The sequence below is a fragment of the Actinoallomurus spadix genome (assembly GCF_024055725.1).
GTDB lineage: Bacteria > Actinomycetota > Actinomycetes > Streptosporangiales > Streptosporangiaceae > Actinoallomurus > Actinoallomurus spadix.
This window is the reverse complement of record NZ_JAMXMX010000013.1, coordinates 159655-184830: the sequence shown is the minus strand read 5'-3', so window position 1 is coordinate 184830 and position 25176 is coordinate 159655. Positions and strand designations below refer to the sequence as shown.

At 70.3% G+C, this 25176-nt stretch carries 20 protein-coding genes and 1 pseudogene; 5 read left to right on the top strand and 16 right to left on the bottom strand.

From position 1 onward, the window contains the following. Position 1 precedes the first annotated feature (1 nt). Genes NE235_RS21155 through NE235_RS21110 form a run of 10 tightly spaced genes read right to left on the bottom strand, consistent with a single transcriptional unit; the run spans position 2 to position 9780 of the window. A complete protein-coding gene (locus NE235_RS21155) occupies positions 2–3076 on the bottom strand; it encodes a hypothetical protein (protein WP_252805596.1) in 3075 nt (1024 codons plus the stop codon). Between the two features lie 34 nt (positions 3077–3110). Next, positions 3111–3551: a pilus assembly protein TadG-related protein gene (locus NE235_RS21150; protein ID WP_252805595.1), complete on the bottom strand. Its 441-nt coding sequence runs from the start codon at positions 3549–3551 to the stop codon at positions 3111–3113. Continuing rightward, positions 3548–4024, bottom strand: a complete 477-nt coding sequence (locus NE235_RS21145; RefSeq protein WP_252805594.1) for a TadE family protein — start codon at positions 4022–4024, stop codon at positions 3548–3550. Before NE235_RS21145 ends, NE235_RS21150 begins: the two co-directional genes overlap by 4 nt. Next, positions 4021–4458 (bottom strand): TadE/TadG family type IV pilus assembly protein, encoded by a 438-nt coding sequence (locus NE235_RS21140; RefSeq protein WP_252805593.1) that lies wholly within the window; start codon positions 4456–4458, stop codon positions 4021–4023. Before NE235_RS21140 ends, NE235_RS21145 begins: the two co-directional genes overlap by 4 nt. 1 nt (position 4459) lies before the next feature. After that, a complete protein-coding gene (locus tag NE235_RS21135; protein WP_252785871.1) occupies positions 4460–4696 on the bottom strand; it encodes a Flp family type IVb pilin in 237 nt (78 codons plus the stop codon). 37 nt (positions 4697–4733) lie between these two features. Beyond that, complete coding sequence (locus NE235_RS21130) at positions 4734–5648, bottom strand: type II secretion system F family protein (protein WP_252805591.1); 915 nt, start codon at positions 5646–5648, stop codon at positions 4734–4736. Beyond that, on the bottom strand, positions 5645–6610 hold the full coding sequence (locus NE235_RS21125) for a type II secretion system F family protein (RefSeq protein ID WP_252805588.1): 966 nt from the start codon (positions 6608–6610) through the stop codon (positions 5645–5647). Before NE235_RS21125 ends, NE235_RS21130 begins: the two co-directional genes overlap by 4 nt. Further along, positions 6607–7908, bottom strand: coding sequence for a CpaF family protein (locus NE235_RS21120; RefSeq protein ID WP_252805586.1), 1302 nt, complete (start codon positions 7906–7908; stop codon positions 6607–6609). Before NE235_RS21120 ends, NE235_RS21125 begins: the two co-directional genes overlap by 4 nt. Then, on the bottom strand, positions 7889–8929 hold the full coding sequence (locus NE235_RS21115; RefSeq protein WP_252805584.1) for a hypothetical protein: 1041 nt from the start codon (positions 8927–8929) through the stop codon (positions 7889–7891). Before NE235_RS21115 ends, NE235_RS21120 begins: the two co-directional genes overlap by 20 nt. Further along, positions 8929–9780 carry a CpaB family protein gene (locus NE235_RS21110; protein WP_252805582.1) on the bottom strand — a complete coding sequence of 284 codons (852 nt, stop codon included), beginning with the start codon at positions 9778–9780 and terminating at the stop codon, positions 8929–8931. The genes NE235_RS21115 and NE235_RS21110 overlap by 1 nt, the downstream gene beginning before the upstream one ends. A 396-nt stretch (positions 9781–10176) precedes the next feature. On the opposite strand from NE235_RS21110, the gene NE235_RS21105 reads away from it, so the two are divergent. Beyond that, positions 10177–14499: an FtsK/SpoIIIE domain-containing protein gene (locus tag NE235_RS21105; RefSeq protein WP_252805579.1), complete on the top strand. Its 4323-nt coding sequence runs from the start codon at positions 10177–10179 to the stop codon at positions 14497–14499. An 895-nt stretch (positions 14500–15394) separates the two neighbouring features. Further along, positions 15395–16468 carry a hypothetical protein gene (locus NE235_RS21100; RefSeq protein ID WP_252805577.1) on the top strand — a complete coding sequence of 358 codons (1074 nt, stop codon included), beginning with the start codon at positions 15395–15397 and terminating at the stop codon, positions 16466–16468. A 1413-nt stretch (positions 16469–17881) separates the two neighbouring features. Here NE235_RS21100 and NE235_RS21095 read toward each other — a convergent pair. Together NE235_RS21095 and NE235_RS21090 are read right to left on the bottom strand one after the other, a co-directional pair. Then, complete coding sequence (locus NE235_RS21095) at positions 17882–18589, bottom strand: HAD family hydrolase (protein WP_252805576.1); 708 nt, start codon at positions 18587–18589, stop codon at positions 17882–17884. Then, entirely contained in the window at positions 18586–19506 is a 921-nt protein-coding gene (locus NE235_RS21090; protein WP_252805573.1) for a hypothetical protein, read from the bottom strand. The genes NE235_RS21095 and NE235_RS21090 overlap by 4 nt, the downstream gene beginning before the upstream one ends. A gap of 224 nt (positions 19507–19730) precedes the next feature. Between NE235_RS21090 and NE235_RS21085 the strand changes: the two genes are divergently transcribed. Together NE235_RS21085 and NE235_RS21080 are read left to right on the top strand one after the other, a co-directional pair. Continuing rightward, positions 19731–20021 carry a hypothetical protein gene (locus tag NE235_RS21085; protein WP_252805570.1) on the top strand — a complete coding sequence of 97 codons (291 nt, stop codon included), beginning with the start codon at positions 19731–19733 and terminating at the stop codon, positions 20019–20021. A 528-nt stretch (positions 20022–20549) separates the two neighbouring features. Further along, positions 20550–21458, top strand: coding sequence for a phosphotransferase enzyme family protein (locus NE235_RS21080; protein ID WP_252805568.1), 909 nt, complete (start codon positions 20550–20552; stop codon positions 21456–21458). Between the two features lie 217 nt (positions 21459–21675). Here NE235_RS21080 and NE235_RS38720 read toward each other — a convergent pair. Both NE235_RS38720 and NE235_RS21075 read right to left on the bottom strand, forming a co-directional pair. After that, positions 21676–22247, bottom strand: a pseudogene (locus NE235_RS38720) (IS5 family transposase); the annotation flags it as partial. Positions 22248–22298: 51 nt separating this feature from the next. Beyond that, the gene (locus tag NE235_RS21075) at positions 22299–23177 is read right to left on the bottom strand and encodes an aldo/keto reductase (RefSeq protein WP_252805565.1); all 879 of its coding nucleotides are present in this window, start codon (positions 23175–23177) and stop codon (positions 22299–22301) included. Between the two features lie 85 nt (positions 23178–23262). On the opposite strand from NE235_RS21075, the gene NE235_RS21070 reads away from it, so the two are divergent. Continuing rightward, positions 23263–23964: a TetR/AcrR family transcriptional regulator gene (locus NE235_RS21070; RefSeq protein WP_252805563.1), complete on the top strand. Its 702-nt coding sequence runs from the start codon at positions 23263–23265 to the stop codon at positions 23962–23964. A 43-nt stretch (positions 23965–24007) separates the two neighbouring features. Here the strand turns inward: NE235_RS21070 and NE235_RS21065 are convergent, their stop codons facing one another. Together NE235_RS21065 and NE235_RS21060 are read right to left on the bottom strand one after the other, a co-directional pair. Next, entirely contained in the window at positions 24008–24394 is a 387-nt protein-coding gene (locus NE235_RS21065) for a VOC family protein (protein WP_252805561.1), read from the bottom strand. Then, a complete protein-coding gene (locus NE235_RS21060; RefSeq protein WP_252805559.1) occupies positions 24391–25170 on the bottom strand; it encodes an arsenate reductase/protein-tyrosine-phosphatase family protein in 780 nt (259 codons plus the stop codon). Before NE235_RS21060 ends, NE235_RS21065 begins: the two co-directional genes overlap by 4 nt. Positions 25171–25176: the final 6 nt, after the last annotated feature.

Sequence of the window (25176 nt, the reverse complement as noted above, 5' to 3'; positions counted from 1 at the left end):
TTCAGCCCGCTCCCTCGGCGACGCGGTACTGGGGAACGAGCTCCTCGACCAGCGCCTCGGTCTCCGGCTGCAACTGCGCGGCGAACGGGTCGGCGGTGACGCGCTCGCTCAGCTCGTCGACGACGTCGTACACCGCGGCCTGGTCGCCCGTCGCGTGGGTCGCGCGCAGCAGGTCCCGCCACAGGCCCTCGTCCTCCACGGCCAGCCGCAGGCCGGCGCGGGCCGCCGACACCGCGCCCCGGGCGTCGCCGTCGTCCAGGCGCATCAGCACGAGCCGGTGCGCGACGTCCGCGACGCGCGCGGTCGCCTCGTACTCCAGGTCCTCCGCGGCCAGCCAGGAGTACCGGCCGCGCGGGCGGCCGTCCAGCAGCGGGCCCCGTACGAGGTCGAGGGCGTAGGCGAGGTAGGCCGTCTCGGAGGCGGGTTCGGCGGCGGACCGCCAGACGAGCCAGCGGAACATCTCCCAGTCGACCCGGACCTCCGACCCGAGCCGGATCCGGCCGCTCTCGTCGTAGTACAGGTTGGGGCGGCCACGGGAGTCGCGGCCGAGCCAGTCGGCGACCCGGGCGACGGTGGCGTCGCGCACCGGCGCCGAGACCCCGCGCGGCCACACCGCGCCGCCCAGCACGGTCGGGTGCACGCCCTCGGGATGGGTGGCCAGGTGAACGAGCACCTCGGTGCACAGCGCCCGGCGGCTCTCCTCGACGACGCCCGGCGCGTCCACCTCGACGGGGCCCAGGATCCGGATGTCGACGGCCGGCCGTACCTCGCCCATGACGGGCGCCGTCGACGGCTCCTCGTCGAGGCCGCCGTACGGGACGCCGTCCGCCCGCCCGGCCGTGCGGAACAGCTCGAGGACGGCCCGGTAGTGCCGCTCGGGAACGAGCTGGGCCTCGACGTCGAAACCGAGGACCCCGGCGCGGAGCCGCCCGTCGGAGGTGACGTCCCAGGTCCACGTGGCGCCGGGCGTCTCACCCGCGACGATGTACCCGGCCGCCATCCGCTGACCGGTACGGGCCAGGGCGACCAGGCGTTCGGCCTCGTCGGGCGCCGGCGGGTCGGCCATGATCAGGTAGTGCGGCATCCACGCCTCGCCGAACACGCCGCGGCAGCGGCCGGTGAGCACCGAGTCCGCGCCCGAGGCGGCGAGGGCCTGCCGCACCTCCTCGGTCCGGCTCTCCAGCTCCGGCAGCGCCTCGGCGAGGGTGGCGACGGCCCGGATGCGGTCCGGCGCGATCAGCGAGAGCTCCTCGCCGAAGCCGACGAGGGTGATCCGCATGTGGTCGGACCAGCGGTTCGTCGCGAGCTCGACGGCCACGGCGGCGAGGACGGCACGGCGCACCTCGTCCGGGCCCTGCAGGGAGATCAGCCCGTGCGCGGTCTCCAGGTCGACGAGGATCCGGCCGGTGTCGTTCGTGCCGATCGAGACGAGCCCCGGGTACGGCGCCAGGACGTCGGCGAGGTCGGCGGTGGCCATCCCGTCGAGGGCGCCGGCGTTCAGCCGCCAGACCTGCCCGTTGTCGTACTCCTCCCAGGGCGCCGGCGGGTTGCGGTCGGCGGGCGCGATCCACAGGTCGAGGCTGTCGGCGCCGAGGTGCACGCCGTACACGGTGGGCAGCGTGCGCCCCTCGGCGGCGAGGGCCTGAGACATCTGCCGGAGGCCGAGGTCGAGCAGGCGGGTCGCGTCGGTGTCCGCGCCGATGCGCAGGGCCTGCTCGGCGAGCGCGGCCTCCCCGTCGGGCCGGGCGATCCTGGTGCCGAACGCCCGCCGCCACAGCTGTTCGCGCCGGCGGCGGCCGAGGACGGCGAGCACTCCGGCGGCCAGGAGCGACGCCACCGCGAGCTCCTCGGGCCAGCCGAAGGCCGGCAGGTGGGACGGCTGCCGCTCGGCGGGCCGATGCTGCTCGGCGGGCCTGTGCTGCTCGGCAGGTGACTGCCCCTGCCCGGCGGGTGACTGCCGCTGCTCGGAGGGGTGCCCGGAATGCTCCGGCCGGGCCGGAGTGGGATGCTCGGCGCGCGGCGACGCGTGCGCGGGCGGCCGGGCCGGCGGGGCCGTGCCCGGTGAGGTCGCCTGCGGCGGCCGCGCGGCGGGCGGGCGACCCGACGCGGCGCCGCCCTGGTGCTCCGCTCCCGGCCCGCTTCCCTCGTGCGCCTCGTGACCGGCCTGATGGTCCCGCGCCTCCTGGCGAGCCGCCCGCCGGGCCGCGTCGACCGCCTGCTGCTCGGTGGTGACGCCGCTGCGGTGGTGGACGCCGCCGGGAACCTGGGCGTGGGGCACGCCGTGCTCGTGCTGCCCGTCGTGCGGCCCCCGGTGGATCACCTCGACGTGCGTGGCGTCGGCCGGCATGTCGAGGACCCAGCCGGGCCGGATCAGGCTCGCCATCGTCAGCCGGGTGCCGTCCGGCTGCACCTTGCCCTTGTTCAGCGCGTAGATCTCGCGGTAGCGGCGGCCGTCGCCGAGGCACTTCTCCGCGATCTCCCACAGGCTCTCGTGGTGCCGTCCCTCCGGCGGCCGGACCCGGTAGATCTTGCGGACGGCGTTCTCCTCCATGGGGGTCGGCGCCGCGTCCTGCTCCGGAGCCTGCCGGGCCACGGTCTCGGGGCGTTCGGCCGGCCGCGGCTGCTGCCGTGGCGGCTCCTTGACCTGGACGTGCGTGGCGCGCGGCGCGGTCAGCGCGGGCACGACCACCGTCGTGGCGGTGAACAGCAGCAGGGCGGCGACGACGAGCCGGTGCGCGACCGCCTGGGGTCCACCGGCGAACGGCACCCGGGCGGGCACGCCGACCCCGCGGATCCCGGCGTACACCTCCACGAGCACGCAGGCGGCCAGCTGCAGCCACGCCAGCCACACGACGATGACGAGGATGCGCATCAGCGCGGCGGTGTCGAGCCGCTGCGTCAGCGTCTCCATCGACGGCGGCCGGCTGGGAATCGGCGAGCCGAAGAAGGTGACCAGCGCGAACGGCACACCGGCCAGCAGCGCGGCGATGGCGGCGAGCGCGAGCACGCCGACGGCCACGTCACCGGGCCCGCGCCCGCGATCGATCCGCACCGGCGGTCGCCGGATGGTACTCACGGATTCTCCTTCGCCGGAGGAGTGACCGGTCTCATCAGATCCCCTCCTGAGGGTGGGCGGTCGCCGCCGACGTCATGGTGAAGTCGTTGAAGCCGGGGATGATGCCGAGGAGCTGCAGCCGGACCTTGATCTGTACGACGACCCGCGCGGTACGGCCGCCCTCGATCTGGCACTTGGCCCGCCCCGTCACCTCGGGGTAGGCGGCGACGAGGCGTTCGGCGCGGGCGCAGGCCGCGCGCGGGTCGGTGATCCGCGCCTGCCCGGTACGCCGCAGGACGTCCAGGTCGATCTCGTCGGCCGCGGCGCGGGCGCCCTGCTCGGCGATGTCCGCCGCGCGCTGGCGGGCGTGGATCGCCTGGCCGCCGTCGACGACCAGGCCGGCCAGCACGATCACGAACAGGGCGAAGATCGTGGTGAACATCGCGACCGTCCCACGGTCGCGGTCTTCGGCCACCGCCCGATGCCACCGCGTCAACCGATCCTCCGCAGCGTGTCGAGGGGAGCGGTCGCCGTACCGACCATCGTCCGGGAAGCGGCCAGCCCGATCAGGGACAGCCCGCCCAGGTCGATGTCGCACCGCACCGTGACGGTGACCTGGCCGCCCGGACGCCAGTCGCGGAAGTCCGGCTCCGTGCGCGGCCCGCCCCGGCACCGCTTGCCGCCGTTCAGGGTCGCCTGAGCCGCCTGCTCGGCGTCGGACCGGGCGGTCGTCCGGTCGCGTGCGACCGAGGCGGCGCGGGCGGCGTCCCGCGCGGCGCCCTCCACCTGGCCGTGGGCCTCCACGATCCGGCCGAGCCCGACCATCAGCATCATGAACGCCACGAGCACCGGGGTGAGGATGGCCATCTCCAGCGCCATCGTGCCCCGGTCCCGGTCCGGGTTCCGGTCCCGGTGCTGGTCCGGTTTCGGATGCGGATTCGGGTTCGGGTTCGCCGCGGGGCTCGTCACGGCCGGTCCGCGCAGGTCGTGCCGGCGCCGACGTCGGGCCGGTAACACTCGATCGGCCCGCCGGATCGCTGGCTGACGTGGAACGTGAGGAAGGGCACGACCCGCACCGCGCTGCCGGTCACCGTGACCCACCGCGTCTTCTGGTCGCCGCCGGCCTGCGGTGTCACGCCGGTCAGGAGCTCCGGGCCGATCCGCCGGACGTACTCGCGTGCCTTCGTCTCCGCCTCTCCCTTCCAGTCGGCGGCCCCGCTCTCGCGGGCGACCCGGGCGCCGGACTGCGCCGCCGCGAGCGCCACGTGCCGGGCGTGGTAGACCATCGCGAACTGGACCACCAGCAGGATGACCATGAGGAGGATCGGCGTCAGCAACGCGAGTTCGAGGGTGCTCGCGCCCTCGTCCGCCGCAGCGCCCTCCCGCGTCGTCCGGTGGCGCACCTCAGCCTCCAGGACCGTTGTCAACGTTGATCTTGTTGGCGGCGGACTTGACCCGCCGGAAGATCACCCAGCCGACGGTGATCGCGATGAGCGCGAGGATCCCGGTGATGATCGCCCACTCGATCGCGGAGGCGCCCCGTGACCTTTCGGAGTCCTCGCGGAGCCGCTCGATGCGCGCCTCGACGTGGGACCGCACGTAGACGACGACGGGGTCGTTCATCGGATTCAACCACTGCATGGAACACCTCGGATGTCTCGGGGGACGGTCCTCGTCGTCAGGTGGCGATGACCCGCATCACCGCCGGATAGGCGAGGAAGATCAAGAAACCGGCGCACAGCAGCAGCTGGGCGACGAGCATGGACTGGGACTGCTCACCCGCCTTCCCCTCGATGTCCGCGAGCTCGCGGCTGCGCATGCTGACGGCGCGGGCGGCCAGCGACTGGCGGACCTTGGCCCCGTCGTCGGCGACCAGCGCGAGCGCCGCGGACAGGTCGCGGAGCTCGTCGACGCTGATCTCCTCGCCGAGCCGTCCGAGCGCCTGCCACGGCGTGATGCCGGTGATGCGCGCGTTGGACAGGGCGTCGCGGATGCGGCGCATCGCCCAGCCGTCCCCGACGTTCGCCGCGGTCATGAGGGCCTCGGGCACGCCGCGCCCGCCCGCGAGGTTCATGGCGACGAGGTCGAGGAACGCGCTGACGGCGTGCCGGAAGTCGCGCCGCCGCGCCGCGGCCTCCTGGCGCAGTTGCAGGTCCGGCAGCAGGAAGAAGATGACGGCGAAGAACAGGCCGACCCAGACGGGGACGGAGACCGCGACGCCGAGGCCCAGGATGGCGAAGTAGCCGGCGAGGAGGGGAATGAACACGATCGCCGCCGCCGACAGCAGGAACTTCGTCGCGAGGAATCCCTCGAAGGACCGGTCCAGCAGGGCCAGGTCCGCGCGGGCCGAGCGCTGCTGCCATCCCCGTGCCTGGTAGAACGCGGCCAGGGAGCGGCCGACCCGGGCGCGCAGCCCGGGGAACCGTCCCGAGTCGCCGGTGGGGCGGCGTTCCGGCGCGGTCTCGCCGCGCCGGCGGGCCGTGTCGAAGGCCGCGAGGCGCGCCGCCAGCCCCGGCCGGGGCGGGAACAACGCTCGGAACAGGAGGTAGCCGCCGAGCCCGAAGATCGCCCCGGCCAGCAGTGCGATCGTCATCGCGTGCCTCCCTTGACCGTGGGGTTGGGGCCGGTGCCCGTACGGCCCTGCCAGCGCGCGACCGTCTCGGGGACCTCGGCGGGCACGCCGGGCCGGTCGGTGTCGGTGCCGCCGAGGAAGCGCTGCGGCATCTCGTACCTGGCGAGCCGGCGCAGCCAGATGAACCCGAGGGCGAACAGCCCGACGACCACACCGAGGACGAGCTGGCCGGTGACTGTGTCGTACATCTTCACGTAGGACCGGTTGAAGACGGCGAGGAGCATCGCGGTGCCGACCGAGACCCCGACGACGATCTGGACGCTGCGGCGCGTCGTGCGGCGGTTCGCCTCGACGCGGCGCCGCATGTCGAGCTCGGCGCGGGCGGAGGTGGACAGCGCGCCGAGCATGTCGCGCAGGCCCGGGCCGCGCAGCCGGGCGTTCAGGATGAGCGCCGCGACGACGAGGTCGGCGGACGGGTCGTTCAGCTCGTCGCCGAACCTGCGGAGCGCGTCGGCGAGCGGCACGCGGGTGTGGAGGCGGTCGACCAGGGTCCGTACGTGCGGTTCCAGGACCGGGGCGACGGCCCGCAGCGAGGAGGGGATGGCCTGTTCGAGGCCGACCGCGCCGGCGATCGTGTCGCGCAGCGACTCGGTCCAGGCGGCGAGGGCCTCCAGCCGGGCCATCGCGCGGCGCTCCTCGGCCGCCCCGCCGCCGACGGTGTTCCAGCCGAGGACGAGCAGGCCGCTGCCGAGCGCGGCGACCGGCCACTGCGTGACGATCAGCACGACGACGCCGGCGATGACGGCCAGCGCCGTACGGGTGCTCAGCGTGCGGATGATCTCCTCGCGGCTGCGTCCCGTCGGCCGTCCGGGCCGGGGGCGTACGCCGCGGAGGGCGAGGATCAGCAGGAACACGCCGCCGCCGGCCATCGCGCCCGCGAGGATCGCGGGCAGCGCGGCGAGGTCGGTCAGACCGCCGCTCACCAGGAGACCCCGCGGGCCGGGTCGTAGCCGAAGGGCACGAGTTCGTTGGCGCAGGCGATCGGCGCGGCGGGCACGGCGGAGCCGTCCGGGCCGGGCTCGAAGATCTCGCTGGACAGCACGCGGCCGTCGCAGCCGGTCACCTCGCGGATGCTGGAGACGAAGCGCCGCAGCCGACCGCCCTGGGCGTAGTCGTTGCGCTTCTCGATGAAGACGACGAAGTCGATGGCACCTGCGATGAGCATATGCGTCGCCTCGATCGGCAGGCGTTCGTCGGACTGCAGGGCGTACGTCGCGATGCGGTTGAACACCTCCCAGGAGGAGTTCGCGTGGATGGTGGACAGGGAACCGTCGTTGCCCTGCGTCATGGCGTTGAGCATCGTGACGATCTCGTCGCCGAGGACCTCGCCGACGATGACGCGGGAGGGATTCATGCGCAGCGACCGGCGGACGAGCTCGGCCATCGTGATCGTGCCCTGGCCCTCGGAGTTCGGCAGGCGCTCCTCCAGGGCGACGACGTTCGGGTGCAGCTCGGGGAACTGGTCGAGCCCGAGCTCGAGGGCGCGCTCGACGGTGATGAGCCGCTCGGCGGTGGGGATCTCGTTGGCGATGGCGCGCAGCAGGGTCGTCTTCCCGGCGTTCGTCGCCCCGGCGATCATGATGTTCTTGCGCGCGGCGACGGCGGCCCGCAGGAACAGGCCGATCTCGGTGCTGAGGGTGCCGTTGCCGACGAGGTCGGACAGGAACACCTTGCCCAGCCGGGCCCGCCGGATCGATAGCGCGGGCCGTACGGTGACGTCCATGACGGCGGACAGCCGGGACCCGTCGGGCAGCCGCAGGTCGAGCTGCGGGTTGGCGGAGTCGAACGGCCGGCTCGACAGCCCGCTGTAGGCCGCCAGGATCTGGATGAGCTCGACGAGCTCCTCGTCGGACTCGGCGACCGGCTCGGCCATGACCTCCCGGCCGTCGGCGTACCCGATGAACACCCGGTCGCAGCCGTTGACGTCGATGTTCTCGATCTCGGGGTCCTCGAGCAGGGGCTGGAGGCGTCCGACGCCGAAGAGGGCGGCGTGCACGCCGGCCGCGAGCTGCTCCTCCTCTTCGGCGTTCGGCGGGCGGCGGCCCGCGGCGATCTCCGCGCGGGCGTACTCCTCGAGGACCTGTCCGATCAGGGCGCGGGCGAACTGGCGCTCGTCCTCCGGGAGCATCGGCGCGATGCCGTTCGCGGCGTCGAGCCGGCGCTGGTCGGCGAGCCGCCCGCCCACCTCCTGCCGGAGTCGCTTAACGAGACTGTGATCCACTAGCCGCTCCCTGCGCCTCGCGGCCCTCCGGGCCGCCCGCGACCCGCGCGGCGAGATCGCCCGCGATCTGCCGGGCCGAACGAATCAGCAGTGATTTGTCAAGCCTCCCGCCCCAACGTCCCCTCAGCATTTCAGCACCCTTGGGATCCAGCGCGAAACCCCCCAGAACGCTCGCGGGCAATTCGGCGTGGGAAATGATGCGGCCGACCTCGGTGATGGCGGTCCGGTATTCGCGGGGATCGGCCACGACGACGACCCCGATCGGCGGCGCGGCGTGACCGCCGAGTTCGGTGGCGAGCGCGTTTATGCGTTCGCGCAGGTGAGCGACCTGTTCGAGGGTGGCGCGGGTGAACAGCACGATGGTGGACGCCTCGCGTAGCAGGTCGGTCACGGCCGATCCGGCGCCCAGCCGCCCGCAGTCCGCGACCACGTCCACCGGGGTCTGGAGCGCGGGAGCGGCCGCTGCGATGCCCTGCGGGCCGCCCTGGACGGGGAACCCGCCGCTCGGCGTCGTGCCGTTCCCCGGCCGCTCGGCGCCGGGCGTGGCGCCGGCCCCGGGATGCGCGCCGTTCACGGTCAGGCCGTTCGGCGGGGTGCCGTTGGCCGTCAGGCCGTGCGGCGGCGTGCCGTTCGCGGGATGCGCGGCGCCGTCGGCGTACGGGGCCGGGGCGCCTAGACCCGCGAACGCGCGGCCGAGGGGGCCCCACAGCCAGGTGAGCCCCTGCGCCTGCTCGGCGTTGGTGAGACCGACGAGCACGTCGAGGCCGCCGACGAGCCGCTGCGTGTGCTCCCATACCTGGTCGGCGCGCAGCCCGCGCCGCGCGGTGGCGGCGAGGCTGAGCATGCCGCGCGCGGGGTTGAGCATGCCGCCGTCCTCGGCGGGCAGCCGGTAGACCAGGTCGCCGCCCGCCTGGTCGCACTCGGCCAGCAGCACCGGGCGCGGCCACACCGCCGCGATGGCGATCGCGGCGGTCGTGACGCCCGGCGCTCCCTTGTCGGCCGCGAGGACGATGAGCCCCATCAGGGCCTGCCCGTCGCGCCACCGGAGGCGCCGGAGGACGGCCGGTGTGGTGTTGTGCGGCCGGGGGCCGGCTGCCGGCCGGTCGCCGACTGCTGCGGCGTCGGGGGCACGGCGGTCGGGGCGGTGGCGGCGCGCGGCCGTTTCCCGGACGCCTGCTCGCCGGGCGCGAGGACGGCCACCGCGACCGCGCCCGCCGACGCGGCCTGGGTGACGAGCGGGGCCTCGTCCGTGGGCACGGTCACCGACACCTGGACCTGGTCGCTCTGGATGTCGTTTTGACCGGGCCCGGCGACGTCGTAGACCATCGCGGCCGGCGCGAGCACGGCACCGGCCTGGATCGCGGTCTGTCCCTCGACCGCCACGGCGTACACCGCGACGCGGTCGCCCGGGTGCAGGCCGCCCGCCGGGAGCTGACCGGGCTTGAGCGCCAGCCCGACGACGACGGTGCCCTTGGCCGCCGACGCGGCCGTGCTGATCATCCCGTTGGTCAGGAGCGACCCGCTGACGAGCGTGACGGTCGCGTACGTCTGCGTGACCTTCGCGCGGTCCCGCCACGGAATGTAGTCCAGGCCGCCGGTCGAGGAGACCTGGACCTCCTGGAGCGCGGACGCCGGGATGCGCTGCCCCGCGGCGACCGGCTTGGCCACCCGGATGACCGGGACGCGCTGCCCGCTGGCCATCACCAGATAGGCGCTGACCAGCGCGCCTCCGACGATGAGCAGGACGGCCAGCGCCGCCATCGCCGGCTTGCGCTCCCGGGGCGGCACGGGAATCCGGTGGCCGGCCGCCACCGCGAGCGACGGCCGCCCGGAGGTGTCGGCGACGCTCTTGCGATCACTGCTCGTCGTCACTGGATACTCCGCCAATTCGGGGGATTGCGGACTGTCGGCGTTGACGGGACGCGGCGAACCATCGTTCCGTCCTTACCGCTCCGCGTCAATGCGGCATCCACAGATTGTTTCGTCCCGGATGTCGCCGTCCTGTTAAGTGATCAAGACTGCACTCGGTCGAAGCCGCTGGAGAGACCCCGGAACCCTCTCTATCCTGGTCCGGCAGACGGCGAATCCGGAGGGGTAATGCGAATCTCGCTCACGGTGATGACCGATCAAGGTCCCCGTGACGTCGTGGTCAACGGTGATTCCGATATGACGGTAGAAACCGTTGCGAGATCACTAATTACGGCGCTCAACACCGAGCCGGTCAAAGAGGCCCTCGCGGAAGTCGTCCACCTACCAAGCGCACGCTGGGTGCCCGAATCCGCGCCGCCCCTGTGGGCGGGCGGCCGCATGCTCGATCCGGCCGTGCCCGCCGCGCGGGTCCTGCGCGACGGCGCCCTCGTGGCCCTCGACCCCGCCGGCGCCGTCGCGACGGTCCTGACCGAGCCCACCGGCAGCGCCGAGATCCGCGTCACCGGCGGCCCCGCCGCGGGCGCCGTGCACCGCGTCGGCATCGGCGAGACGACCTTCGGCAGCGGCCCCGACGTGGACGTACGCCTCGGCGACCCGGCCGTCCCCGCGCACGCCCTGACCGTCACGGTCGAGTCGCACCGCGTCACCGTCAGCGTCGCCGTCGCCGCCGCCGGCGACGCCCTCCTCGACGGAGCCCCGCTCGACGGCACCGCCCAGTGGCGGCCCGGCGCGATGCTGACCGTCGGCTCGTCCGTCCTGACCTACGTCCCCGCCACCGCCCCCGACGCCCACCTCGCGCCGCTGGACGACGGCGGGCTCGCCTACAACCGGCCGCCCCGCCTGCTGCCGCCCGAGCGGCGCACCAGGCTGGAGGTCCCGCAGGAGCCGCCGAAGACGCAGCGCGTACGGCTCCGGCTCCTCGGCTCACTGCTGTTCGCCGCGACCGGCGTCGTCATGGCCGTCGTCACCGGCCAGTGGTACTGGGCGCTGATGGCGCTCGCGTACCCCGTCATCCAGGTCGGCGAGTGGATCGGCGACCGGATGTACGGCCGCACCTCCTACAAGAGGGCGATGAAGGCCCATCGGCGGGCCAAGGAGGAGTTCGACGCCGCGCTGGAGCAACTGCGCCACGCCGACGAGCAGGACCGCCGCGCCCTCGCGCCGGACCCCGCCGAGGTGCTGCTGACCGCCACCGGCCCGCGCCGGCGGCTCTGGGAACGCCGCCGCTCCGACGCCGACACCCTGCACCTGCGCGTCGGCCTCGCCGACCAGCCCGCGAACATCGAGCTCGTCCCCGGTCGCGGCGGCGACACCGACCCCGTCATGCCCGAACAGCCCGTCGCCCACGCCGTCCCCGTCACCCTGCCCCTCGCCGACCTCGGCGTCATCGGGCTCGCCGGCCCCCGCGACCGCTCCCGCGCGCTCGCCCGCTGGCTCGTCGCGCAGGCCGCCGCCCTGCACAGCCCCCGCGACCTCGCCATCGTCGTGCTCTGCGCCGACCCCGACGGCGGCGACCACTGGAACTGGGTCCGCTGGCTGCCGCACTCCGCCCCCCGCGAGGGCGAGGAGTGCGTCGCCCTGATCGGCGCGGACCCCGCCTCCGTCGCGCACCGCATCACCGAGCTGGCGATCCGCGTCACCGAACGCCGCCGCACCGCCGACCGCTCCACCGGCGGCCTCTTCGGCCCCCAGGGCGCCGGCCCGTACAACATCCTCCTCGTCATGGACGGCGCGCGCCGCCTGCGCCGGATGCCGGGCATGCCGCAGGTCCTGTCCAGCGGCCCGGCGTACGGGCTGCACGCGATCTGCATCGACGACGACGAACGTCTCCTGCCGGAGGAGTGCACCGCCGTCGCGATGTGGGACTGGGACCACCCCACGCACGTACGGCTGCGCGGCCACGGCCTCGACTCCGCCGGCCCGATCCTCGCCGACCAGGTCTCCACCGGCTGGTGCGACCGCATGGCCCGCGCCCTCGCCCCCGTACGGGACGTGTCCCGCGACGACGCCGAGTCGGCCGTCCCCCGCGAGGCCCGGCTCCTCGACGTCCTCGGCATGCAGAACCCCACCGCCGCCCACGTCCAGGCCGTCTGGGCCGCCGGCGGGCGTACCACCGCCGTCCCCATCGGGCTGTCGGCCGACGGCGTCTTCACCGTCGACCTGCGCGTCGACGGACCGCACGGCCTCATCGCCGGCACCACCGGCGCCGGCAAGTCCGAGCTCCTGCAGACCCTCATCGCGTCCCTCGCCGTCGCGAACCGCCCCGACGAGATGACCTTCGTCCTCATCGACTACAAGGGCGGCGCCGCGTTCCAGGACTGCGCGGCGCTCCCGCACGTCACCGGAGTGGTCACCGACCTCGACGGCCACCTCACCGAACGCGCCCTCGAATCCCTCGGCGCCGAGCTACGGCGCCGGGAGGAGATCCTCCTGCACGCCGGCGCCAAGGACATCGAGGACTACTGCGAGCTGCACGACGACGGCGACCCGCGCGCCTCCATCCGGATGCCGCGCCTCGTCCTCGTCATCGACGAGTTCGCCACCCTCGCCGCCGAGCTTCCCGGCTTCGTCGACGGTCTCGTCGACATCGGCCGCCGCGGCCGGTCCCTCGGCGTCCACCTGCTCCTCGCCACCCAGCGCCCCGCCGGCGTCGTCACCGCCGACATCCGCGCCAACACCAACCTGCGGATCGCCCTGCGCGTCACCGCGCCCGAGGAGTCCACGGACATCATCGACGACCCGTCCGCCGCCCGCATCTCCAAGGCCACGCCCGGCCGCTGCTACGTACGATCCGGCGCCGCCGCACCGCACGCGGTCCAGTCGGCCCGCATCGGCGGCCGCCGCCCCGGCGCCCACGCCACCACCCCCGCCGAGGTCGTCCCCCTCCCCTGGCAGGGCCTCGGCCGTCCCCTCCCGGTGACCGGCCCGGCCGACCACGACGCGACCACGATCACCGACCTGCGGGCCCTCGTCGCCGCGATCCGCGACGCCGCCGACCGCGCCGGCCTCGACGACCAGCCGGCGCCGTGGCTCGAGCCCCTCCCGGCCCGCGTCACCCTCGGCGACCTGCCCGCCGTGTTCACCGACCACGACGACGTGCCGCCGCTCGCGTTCGGCCTCACCGACCTGCCGTCCGCCCAGACCCGCTCCGTCCTCGCCCTCGACCTCGTCCAGGGCGGCCACGTGTACGTCGCGGGCTCGCCGCGCTCCGGCCGCTCCACGGTCCTGCGCACCCTCGCCGGCTCCCTCGCCGCCACCTGCGCTCCCTCCGACGCCCACCTGTACGCCATCGACTGCGGCGGCAACGCCCTGCTCCCCCTCGTCGCCCTCCCGCACTGCGGCGCCGTCGTCGGCCGCGACCAGACCGAACGCCTCGAACGCCTCCTCGCCCGCCTCCACGCCGAGGTCGGCCGCCGCCAGCAGATCCTCGCCGCCACCGGCTTCTCCTCCCTCGCCGAACAGCGCACCGCCGCCGCGCCCGCCGACCGCCTCCCTTGGATGCTCCTCCTGCTGGACCGCTGGGAGGGCTACGTCGCCGCGTTCGAGAACTACGACTACGGCCGCCTCGTCGACTCCCTCCTGCGCCTCCTCCGCGAGGGCGCCGCCGTCGGCCTGCGCGCCGTCTTCACCGGCGACCGTTCCGGCCTCACCGGCCAGATCTCCACTGTCTTCGACGGCCGCCTCGTCCTCCGCATGGCCGACCCGAACGACTACGCCTACGCCGGCCTCGACGAACGCCACCTCCCCTCCGACCTGCCACCGGGTCGCGTCCTGGAGGCGGTCGGCCCGGACGGCGCCCTGCGCGAGTCCCAGATCGCCCTGCTCACCGAGGTCGCCGCCGGCACCGCCCAGGTCGCCGCCCTGCAACGCCTCGCGCGCGAGGCCGAGCGCACGTACGACCGGCCGGCCCGCGCCCAGCGCCCTCTCCACGTCGACGAGCTCCCGGTCCACGTCACCTACGCCGAGGCCCTGTCCCTCGACCCGGACTTCACCGCCCCGTCGCCGCTGTGGGCGCTCGTCGGCGCGGGCGGCGACGAACTCGCCCCGATCGGCGCCGACCTCCTCGCCGACGGCCCCGGCTTCACCGTCGCCGGCCCGCCCCGCTCCGGCCGCTCGACCGTCCTGATGACGATGGTGCGATCGCTGCTCGACCCGCGGATCGGCGAGGGCACCGTGCCGGTCGTCCTGGTCTGCCCGCGCCGCTCCCCGCTCCGCGACCTGCGCGGCGAGCCGGGCGTCCTCGCCGTCCTGGAGGGCCTGGACGAGGCGTACCGCTTCGACGAGATCGTCGAGGGCCACGACCGGTACGTCGTGGTGGTCGACGACGCCGAGCTGCTCGACGCCAGCTCCTTCGACGACGTGCTGCTCCGCGCGCTCCGCGCGGCCCGCGACGCCGAGCAGGCCCTCGTCATCGCCGGCACGACCCAGGACCTGGCCCGCGGCTACAGCGGTTACATCGCCGAGACGAGACGCTCCCGCACCGGCGTCCTCCTCGCCGTGAGCTCCCCGGACGACGGCGACGTCTTCAACCTCCGCCTCCCCCGCCAGATCTCCCTGGACGGCCCCACCGGCCGCGGCCTGTTCGTCCACCTCGGCCAGGCGTACCCGATCCAGGCAGCCGTCTGCCCACCCACCAACCAACGATCGAGCCACTACCGGTAAGGCACCCAAAACACTCATCACCCACATAATCCGAGCGAAGCGGCGTGCCAGCGAAGCGTCTGCCCTCTGTCAGGTTCGCGAGGGACAAACACCGACCACCTATACGATCCTTTGCGAACTACCGGCAGGATCACGGTCACCGCTGGCTCGCCCTTCTCGGACGTGCGATGCCGTGCGGGCCCGCCTGGTGTTGTACGGCGGTGTTGCTGTACTTCTGTGCTGTACAGCAGGAGACACCACACCGAGCGCAGGCGGATTTACAGAGGGTCGGCGTTCACGGCTTCCCTCCGCTGTGACCTGGCCTTGCATCGTGTCATGACCGTCTCGCTCGTAGATCATCCCGCGTATATCCCGCGGCATGGCTCTCGGCCCGCCGCTTTCGACGATGCCACCGATAGGCGATACACGCCCGCAGTGAGTGTGCAATGTTTTGGCTTGGTTAGCTGAGCGGGTGGGTGCCAGGACGCCCTAGCTCTGCCTCCAGCCAGCTTTCGGGGAGATGGAGGGAGGAACCGCGGAGTGGCCCGGGTCATTGGGGCAGGAGCAGAGGACATGACACAGGTTTGCGCTGCCCACCTGCTTCTGGCAGCGCGACCACCATCTAACGGGCTCGGTGGAGGACTGCCGCACTAAGGCATGTCAGCCCTGCAAGCCGAGGCGCGAGCAATGAATCCGGCGGTAAAAATTTGAAGCACAACTCGCATCACTTGCCTGCAAGCCCGCTTCGCTAGCGGATCGATTAAGCCCCTACCGAAACCTAGGTAAACACCATCTGGCCACTAATGGCCATTCTAAAGAGCTAAACCCCAAGAACTACACATGAGCGCCTTGACTAACTAATTGACAACTAGTAGCTTCCCAACGAAGGCATTGGCGTTAAGTGAGGAGTTTTTCGATGACCAAGCGTTTCGCTGCCCTAGCATCTGCGGTCACCCTGGGCATGGCAGGATTCCTAACAGGTCCCCGATCAGCACACGCCGACGACATCTGCACCTGGCAGGCTCACTGTCGCGCAATCATGCATTGGGAAGTTAAAGCGATCAATGGCGTGGAAGGCTTCGTGAACCCGGATTACCAGTGCTTTGCAGTCACCGACACATCCGTCTTTATGCTGACCAGCGAGATGTGGGTTGGCCTCGATACCGACGGCGCTAGATGGGTCGAAGCAGGCGACACCGTCGGAAAGCCATGGGGGACGGCTGTACATCACTTCTGGGCAGAAGGCTATGACGGCGACTATCACGAGCACAGCATTGGGGTTACTGGAGAGAATTTTTCAAGGTCATTTTCGTTGGACTTGGATTCGGATAGAAAGTGGAGAGTCCGCGAAGACGGAGTCAACATGGGAACCGCTACCGTGCCCGGAGTGTCGGCAATCAATGCGGATGTCGGGATGGAGTCCACGGACCCTCACGCTCGCGCCGAAGCAGACATACGCAACCTAACCTACACTGACACAAAAGGCAGCGTTCACAACGGATGGAATTCCGCAAGCTACCATCCAAAGCCTTTCACTCGGGGAGGCTTTGCTGTCGGCTGGATCACCCCATATACGCGCCTTGCAGTAAACAGCGCCGACACATGCTACGACCTGGCGAAGGCGCCGGAGCATAACACGCCCTCGGAGGCCCGGCCTGCCACACCCGGCAGTATCAATACGACACTGCGCAGCCTCGCTAAGAGCAACGGAGAGCCATCACCAGGAAAAATCGAGACTACAGAAACGTCAGAGCCGAAGGTCCAGCTGATTGGCAAGCGAGCGATCCAAAAGCAGGTACCTGTGACCGTCGTTCAAACCTCCGGTAACTTCATCGGCTACCAAGCAAGAGTCCCTGCCGGCAACAAGCTTCCCCACGGGAAGTTCCTGACGATGACGATCGAAACTTCAAGCGGTGACCTTCTCGATTGGGGCATAAGCTCACACCCCATCAATCTATCCATCTATGGGGCTGTGCAGACGATAAGATAGAGCAAACACATCACTCACAATCAGCAGGGTGGCGCGCATCACGCTACCCTGCTGGCTCGCGCTCGGAGAGCAGGCATGACCTTCATCAGAACCCGAATACTATCTTCATTTGTCCTACTTTCGCTTGGCGCGACAAGTTGCGCCTCTGCTTCGCCAAGCAGTGAACGCGATGTCGTTGGAACAATTCGACTGTCCGGCGGGCCGTGGCCGGACCGACATCACCCGCCAAAGAAAGCAAAAGTAATTGTCACCGATTCAAGGCAGCAGATAATTAAACGCGAGAGCATCACCTCCGGTCATTTCAAATTCAAGCTTCCCGACGGGAAATACATCATTAGCGCGAACGCTGGAGACAATGGAGAGATTCAGTGTGGACCGCCTCAGCGCATATCAGTCCCGATAGTGGATCGAAAGCCCATAAATATATACTGCAGCATTAGATAGCACGAAGGGAAAATCCAGAAAGTGAGCAAGCGGAAGTCCTCGGACGTCGACAGCATCAAGCTGAACTAGAACGCCGTGAGAGCTATCTCCTGTGCCTCGGTGCTGCATCTCCCCGGCTGGCTTATCGTGCCGTGGCCGCCAGAAAAACCCAGGCGAGTTCGCTCCGAGGTCTGCCCGCAGATCAAGTATGGTGGCGGGCAGAGGCAGGGTCGAACCGCCGACCTTCCACGTTTTAGGAGTGACAACAGCCCTGTTCGCGGTGCCTGTCCCGAGGTAGAGGGTGCCGGGCGTGTGCCTGCCGCAGGCGTCGGTTGCTATCCGCCGCTCCCCGGTTATTCGAGGGCAACCCCGACCCGTACCGCAGGGCCGGTCACGGCCCGAGGAACGGAAGCGGGGGCCGCAGCGATCGCCCCGACTCCGTGGGCTGCGCAACCATCCACTGCGATCGTTACGGCCTTCGCGGTCGCTCCTCTTCCTCCCCTGTTCTCCGCGTAGCTGCGATGTCTTCCGGCCGTGCCCGGTGCGTCAAGGCTTCGGCTCTGCCGACCGCGTCGCGGCCTGGCGTTGATACGGCGGGCACGGCTGGGAGGCTCACGCAGCGGGGAGAACGGGCGACCTTCCGGTGGGCTGGCCTACGGTTTTTAGCGGCGTTCCGCATCGGTTGGGGCGCAACGACTCCGAGTACGGCGATCATTTCCTCTATCGGCTCGACCTGTGGCCAACCCACGAGCCAGCACCCCTCGCCGTATTGGAGCAAGGCCCACACCCGTGGGCTGGCTGACCACTCAGCCTCAGACCCGGTAGCGTCAGGCCAGAACAAGAACGACAGATCATCACGCCGGAGTGTCACCCACCTCCGGAGCCGGATCTGTCACACAGGTCCCAAGACCTGACACAGGTCTAGCCGTTTCGCCCCCTGGGGCGCTGCTGTCTTGTCTGGTGCTCGCGGCGGTGTCTTGCTATTTCCCGTCAGTCGGTAGCGGGCTGCCGCCTGGTGAGGTGCGGGATGAGTTCGGCCATGTCTGTGATAACGGCGTCGGCTCCGACGGTGGTGAAGCGTTCGAGTTTGCCGGGCTTGTTGGCGTAGCCGATGCTGGGCGTTCCGGCGTTGTGTGCTGCCTCGATGTCGCTGAGGGAGTCGCCGATCAGGACACAGTCGGCGGGCGCCGCACTCAGCTCCTTGACGGCCTGCCCGATCAGGTGGGGGTCGGGTTTGAGCAGCCGGGGGTCTGGTTCGGTGCGGCCGATGATGGCAGTGAACAGTGGTGCGAGGCCGGCGGTCGTGAGGTAGCGCGCGACTGCTTGCCGGGAATTGTTGCTGACGGCGGCGATGGCGCGTCCGTCATTATGGGCCGCTTCGATGACCTGTCGGGCGTGTGGGGTGGCGTCGGCTACCTCGACGGCGCGGAGCTCCACGGCACGCAGCCCGTCCGCGACGGTCTGGGTGAGGTCGGGGCTGATGGTCGCGGCGTAACGCAACACGTCGAACGGATCACCGGAGGTTGCGGCGACACCCGTGATCTTGACGCCTTCTGCCGTGACCAGGTCGCGTAGGTGGGCAGCGATGGTGGGGGCGGGCAGTCCGGAGAAGATGCCGCAGATGGGGCCGTCGAAGTCGAACAGCAGATACCGGCTGCGGGCCAGGACCTCGGCCAGGGCAGTACGGGGCGGGGTCATCCGGTGAACTCGCGGCTGATCGTCTCCCAGACGGTGTTGAACCACTGGCGGGCCTGGGCGACGTACTGTGCCCCGACGGCTGAGCCGTCATGGACGGTGTGTCGGAACAAGCTTGCTTCCTTCCCCATCAGGTCGAACATGTGATGCGGTGTGCCCTGGATCTGCACGACATGTTGCCTGATCGGGTAGAAACCGAAGAAGACCTCTTCGTTGTTCACGATGCAGAGTTTGAACAGCGGCGGACAGTCGTGAACGCGGATCTCGGCCTTGGCGCTGTCGAGGATGCCTAGGTCGGCCAGTTCCTCGACCGAGTCCAGGATGGCTTGCCCGTGGCGCAGCATGATCCGACTCGTGCGCTCGCGGAACTCCGGGTCATCGCCCAGGTCCTCACTGCGGCACGGTACGGCCATCGGCTTGGACACATCGGGCACGAGGATGCGCAGTGCGAGGCTCCGCGGTTTGAGCTGGCCGGTGCGGATCTTGTCGAGTGGTTCTTGAATGACGCCGTGCAGCGTCTCGCCGGACAGGCCGAAGAAGTCGATCGCGACGTGTTCACAATCGAAGGCTGCCTCGACGTAGGGCCGGATGTTGATCGGTGGCGTGGCTACCGCCGTAGCGATTGGAAGGCCGGCGGTTGGCGGAACCGGGTTGGAGGCCTCTCGTCTGCATTCGTGCGTGTCCGCGTCCTGGTCCCCGTCGAGCCGCTCGAATAGCTGTTCCGCGGTCCATCCGGGGAACATCTTCTCCAGCACCCGGCAGTGATCGGAGTAGGGCAGCCCTTTGACCTGGCCAGCCGTCCAGCGATGCAGCTGGGCACGGCTCGGCCCTGTGCCGACAAGTGACGGATCGACTTTCCGGGCTGCTTTGTCATATTCGGCATTGAAAGTCCGATGGGTCTGCCAATGACGTTCCCACAAGAGAGTCCTCAGTCGCACCGACGAAGTAGTCATATCCGCCTCCCGTCCCAGCGAATGTAACACCGGAGGAGACAGAGATGAGGCGAATCGATATCAAGAAGGCCGAGATGAAGTAGGCGCGGCACCGCGCTGCAACACCCCCTCCGCAAGGCTCGCAGAGAGCTGAACCGGCGGCATGAACACCACTTATGGCGCCGGGTCGACGTCCACAAAGAGGGGTCAAGGTGCACGAACCAGACCAAAAGCAAAAGCTCAACGCGCTGGTCGCACTCTGCCGAGAACTGGCCGCCTGTGGGGTCCGTGTCGCTTTGAGCGACGCACGTCCGGCGTTGTCGGTGCGACACGAACTGACTGACCCAAAGGTATGGGTCGAAATCGATACCTCAGGCGAATCGTTCGTCTGGCGTCGCGACGACTACGAGCACCACGAGATCGACGACCCTGCGGGCGCGGCGACACGTATCACGGAATACCTCAAGACGCGCGACGTCAGGCGCGGGCCCCGTGGCAGGTGACCCGACCGCGACGCTACGGCGACGGTTCCCCGGACTGATCCTATGGTACGGCCACCGCACGCGCTCCTGGTGGGCCCTTATACCGCCCCCTGCCGGCTGGCGGCTCGTCGAAGCGGCAGATCCCGAACAACTGACCGGCGCGATCATCCACGCACAGTCCTGGCCATGGCCCCACCCACGCCAAGGCGCGCACTGGACGCTGGGCGCCCCTGCACCCCCGCACCGGAACGTCCGGTCAGCCACTTCCCCGACCCTGGCCGGTGACCGCTCGTGATCCCTGGCGTGCGCTGCCTTTAGAGCGCAGCAGACACCAGTGATCATGGTGCCACCGGCCGACTGCAACTGGTGGTGCAACCGCGCTGCCAGCTGTCGCGTACGCGCGGGAGGATGAAGAGGGCGTCTCCTGGGGAGACGCCCTCTTCATGGACGAGCTGCCTGTCGGAATCGAACCGACGGCCTCTTCATTACGCGTCAGGCTCACGCACGTCCACAGCCGTCCGGACTCTGCCAGCGACCTTGGAGGCTGATATGCATGCCCGACCTCTCACCCCACCTGAGGACGGAAACTTCGAGGCCAGAAGCACCGACGCCCTTCGAGCCGCGTGCGCCGCGGCGCAGGTGAGCACACTCGGCGCCCGCCTGATCCGCCTGTTCGCGAGTGCCGTCTACCACCTGCCCGAAGCGGGCGCCGTAGCACGGGTCGCGCGGGCTACTTCTCCTCGCACGATCGACACGGCAGCAAGAGCGCTATCTGTGACCAAGTGGCTTGCTGCCACGTACGACTTCCCCACGGTGACGCCGCTCATCGACGAGCCGCTCCAAGCTCACGATTGCGTCGTGACCTTCTGGAATTATCTGCCCCAAGAAGGTGAACCTCCGACAGCCGCCGATCTGGGACGCCTTCTCCGGCAGTTGCACAGCCTTCCCCTGCCCGAGCTTCCTCTGCGCCGATACCAGCCGCTGCGTTCTGTGCGCCGCGCTGCTGAACTCAGCTGCGCCATAACCGAATCCGAGCGGAGCTGGCTGCTGGACCGGTGCCGCCGGCTGATCGCAGACTACGAGTGCCTCGACTTCTCGTTGCCACCCGGGATGATCCACGGAGATGCGTGGCGCGGTAACGTCCTTCGCGATGGCGCACGCGTCGTCTTGAGTGACTGGGATTCGGTCAGCTGGGGTCCCCGCGAGATGGATCTGGTTCCGACATTGGCCGCGGTCCGCTTCGGCCTGCCGGAAGCTGACCGTGACGCCTTCATCGCGGCGTACGGTCATGACATCACCACGTGGTCCGGCTATTCAGTGCTCAAGGACATCCGTGAACTGAGCACTCTGACCGCCCTACTACGCAACGCGCATGCCGATGAAGAGTCGTTGCGGGAGCTGCGACGACGGCTGCGATCCATCCGGACCGGCGATGATCAGCGCTGGGTCACGTTCTGACCCAGGGAGGTACTGTCACGCGCGGCCGGGACTCGTAGGCCCCGGCATGCGTGGCAGCGCGGTGAGCCGGGCGTGCTCGCCGTCCTGGAAGGCCGGACGAGGCGTACCGCTTCGAGGAGATCGTCGAGGGCCACGGCCTGTACGTCCGCCTCGGCCAGGCGTTCCCGATCCGAGCGGCCGCGGCCGTGCGGGGGAACTAAGCCGTGTCTGACAATGATCACGATGCTGGTTGGCGGAGCCACAGGATGAGTGAGGCGAGTTCGAGTCCGGCCCGGTAGCGGGTGGCGAGTTTGTCGAAGCGGGTTGCGACGGCGCGGAACTGTTTGAGCCGGTTGAAGCCTCTCTCCACGACGTTGCGGTGCCTGTGCGTCGAAGACGGGCGGACGGCCTCCCTTGGAGCCCCGGCGGAGCCGATTGGCCTGCTGGTCTCGACGTTCCGGGATGGTGGCGGCGATGCCGTGACGCCTGCACCACGCCCGAATGGCCCGGGACGAGTACGCCTTGTCGCCCAGGACTCTGTCCGGGCGGGTACGGGGCCGGCCCTTGCCCACGCGCGGGATGCGGACCGCATCCATCACCGCTTCGACCATGGTGGCGTCGTGGACGTTGCCCGGTGTGAGGACCAGGGCGAGTGGGAGGCCGCGGCCGTCGACGGCCAGGTGGACTTTGGTCGTCAGACCGCCCCGGGACCGGCCGAGGGCCTGCCACGTCGCCGAGCGTTCCGAATCCGCCAGTTCGTCCCCGTCGGCTTCCCCTTTTACGGGCGCCGGCGGCGTGCTGATGTGCTCGTTGATCGTGGAGTCCACCGAGGGCCGATAGCGACATCCCCGGGACCCTTGTTCAGCGGTGGCTCTGAGCGGGAGGCGTGGGCTGGCCGAGGGCCGCTTGCGACTCGTCGACGAATCCGGTCAGGCGCGCGACCTCGGTGTCGGTCAACTGTTCGGCAACCTCGGAAGCTGCGATGTTGGACCGGAGGTGGTCGGTACTGCTCGTGCCGGGGATGACGACCATGGAGGGCGAACGGCGCAGCAGCCAGGCCAGTGCAATCTGGGCCGATGTGGCGCCCAGGCGCTCTGCCGGGCCGGTCAGCTCCTGGTGGTCGCTCAGCCGCCCAGCGGCAAGCGGGAAGTAGGGGATGAAGAGGATGCCCTGGGTCTCGCAGTCGGCGAGGACCTGGACGCCGCTGCGGTCAAGCAGGTTGAAACGGTTCTGCACCGCCACGATGGGGGTCATCTGCTGGGCACGGGCCAGCATCTGCGGGGACGCGCCGGACAGGCCGATGCGGCGGATCAGTCCCTGGTCTCGCAGCTCGACGAGTGCGCCGAGCGACTCCTCCAGCGGTACGTCTTGGTGCGCGCCGGGGGTGTCGCCGACGAGTCGGAGGTAGGTCAGCTCGCTCGCGTCCGTTCCCATATCGGTAAGGGCCTCGTGGACCTGCCGCCGGACCGTCTCGGGGCGGCCGTCGACGATCCAGGACTTGTCCGGGCCGCGCTCTGCGCCGACCTTGTTGCCCACGATCACGCCCTCGGGGATCGGTCCCAGCGCCTGCCCGATCAGCTGGTTCACCGTGCGCGGCCCGTAGGCGTTGGCGGTGTCGAAGAAGGTCACGCCCAGTTCCACGGCCAGGCGCAGCACCCGCCGCGCCGCCTCCGGGTCGTCCGGGAATCCCCAGACCTTAGGGCCCGCGAGCTGCATGGCGCCGTATCCCACACGATTCATCAACCTCTCCCGCCGTATCGCTGTAACGCTATTTTCCGTACCACCGCCTGAATCAGTGTTACTCCTTATGGCGTAGCATTGCAACGTGGATGATGCGAAGACCCGCAGTCGCCGACAGATCCTGGAAGTGGCAGCCGAACTCCTGGAACGGGAGGGCGCCCAGGCGCTCTCCACCCGCGCCGTCGCAGCGGCGGCCGGCATCCGGGCCGCCTCCTTGTACCAGCTCTTCGGTGACAAGGACGGGCTCCTTTCGGCGCTGGCCATCCACGCCTTCGACCTGTACTTGGCCCAGAAGCACACTCTGACGCCGAGCGGCGACCCGGTCGACGACATGCGCCGCGGATGGGACATGCACGTCGACTTCGGCCTGAAGCACCCCGCCTTCTACCTGCTGATGTACGGCACCGACCGCCCTGGCCGCCGCCCACCCGCCGCGCGGGAGGCTCAGGAACTCCTCATGACATTCCTCACCCGCGCCGCCTCCGACGGCCGCCTACGGGTACCGCCTGTCCTTGCCGCCCACCTCACCCTGGCAGCGGTGACCGGCGTCACGCTCTCCCTGATCGGCATCCCCGAGAGCGACCGCGACCCAGAGGTCTCACCACGCATGCGGGAAGCACTCGTAGACGCCCTGACCACCGACACGAGTCCAGCCCCAGACCCGACCCTCGCCGCTCGCGCCCTCGCGCTCGATGCCGCCCTCAGCGGGGCGGATCCAGCTACCGTCCCGCTCCGCCCCGTCGAGACCGCACTCCTGCACGACTGGCTCCAGCATCTCGCCCGCTAGCTAGGACAAGCCGGGCCCTCGAAGGCCATTTGTCAGACACGGCCTAATGCCGACGGGCGGGTTCGAACAGTTCGATCAGGTTGCCCGCGGGATCGGCGAGCAGGATCTGGCGCCCGCCGGGGCCCGCCACCACCTCGCTGCGGAACGGCAGGCCCGCTGCGCGCAGCCGGGAGATCTCGGCGTCCAGGTCGTCGACGATCAAGTGGATGCGGTTACGGCCTGCGACATCGGCGTCGGCGGGGGTGGAACGGGCGCCTGAGCTGGCGGGCCCGGACAGCAGCAGCCGCAGCGGCCCGCGGACCACGTCGGCGAAAGCGGGAGCGGCACTGCTGCCCGCGGTGAAGCCAAGGTGGGTGGTGTAGAAGTCGACGGCCGTCTGAACGTCATCGACGAGGTAGCGGACGGCGGCGTAGTGGTCGGGTGCCGTCATGGGCGAGCCTCCGGGGTCTGTGCGAGGACGGGCAGCAGGTAGCGGATGCGTGTGTCGATGTCCGCGGCCGCGCGGGCGAACGAGTCATGGCCGTGCTCGGTGCGGCCGGTCGCGGCCGGGTCGGGGACACTCCAGTGGATCCGTCGCGTGTGGTCGCCGAATTCGGGGCAGACCTCACGGACCTTGTCGCACAAGGTGATCACGTAATCGAACCGGTGACCGCGCAGGGTGTCCAAATGGCGCGGCCGCCGGCCGGCGATGTCGATGCCGTACCGCTCGCGCAGCACCTGAACCGCCTGGGGGTGCGTCTCCGATCTGGGTCGGCTGCCGGCGCTGGTCACGAACAGGTCGTCGGCGAGGTGATGGCGCAGCAGGGCCTCGGCGATCGGTGAGCGCGCGCTGTTGCCCGTGCACAGGAACAACACCGCCGGCCGGGACCGGCGCCGCCGGCCGGCCGGAGACACCGGGGGTGTGGGGACGCAACGCAGTGCCGGATGCAGGGCGGCCCCGGTACCGGCCAGGGCCTGCGCGCAGCGGGCCAGGTCCAGCCGGTAGTAACTGTCGCGACCGTCGAAGCTGCTGCGTGTGGCGGTGACCAGACCGCCGTCGCGGAGTACCCGCAGGTGGTAGGAGACCAGGTTCTGCGGCGCTGCGACCAGCGCCGTGAGCTCGCGGACCCGCAGGTCACCGGTGGCGAGCTCGGTCAACAGCCGCCAGCGCAGCGGGTGGGCGGCCAGGCGTACGAACGCCGGGGTGGCTTGACTCGACGACGCCATGCCCCG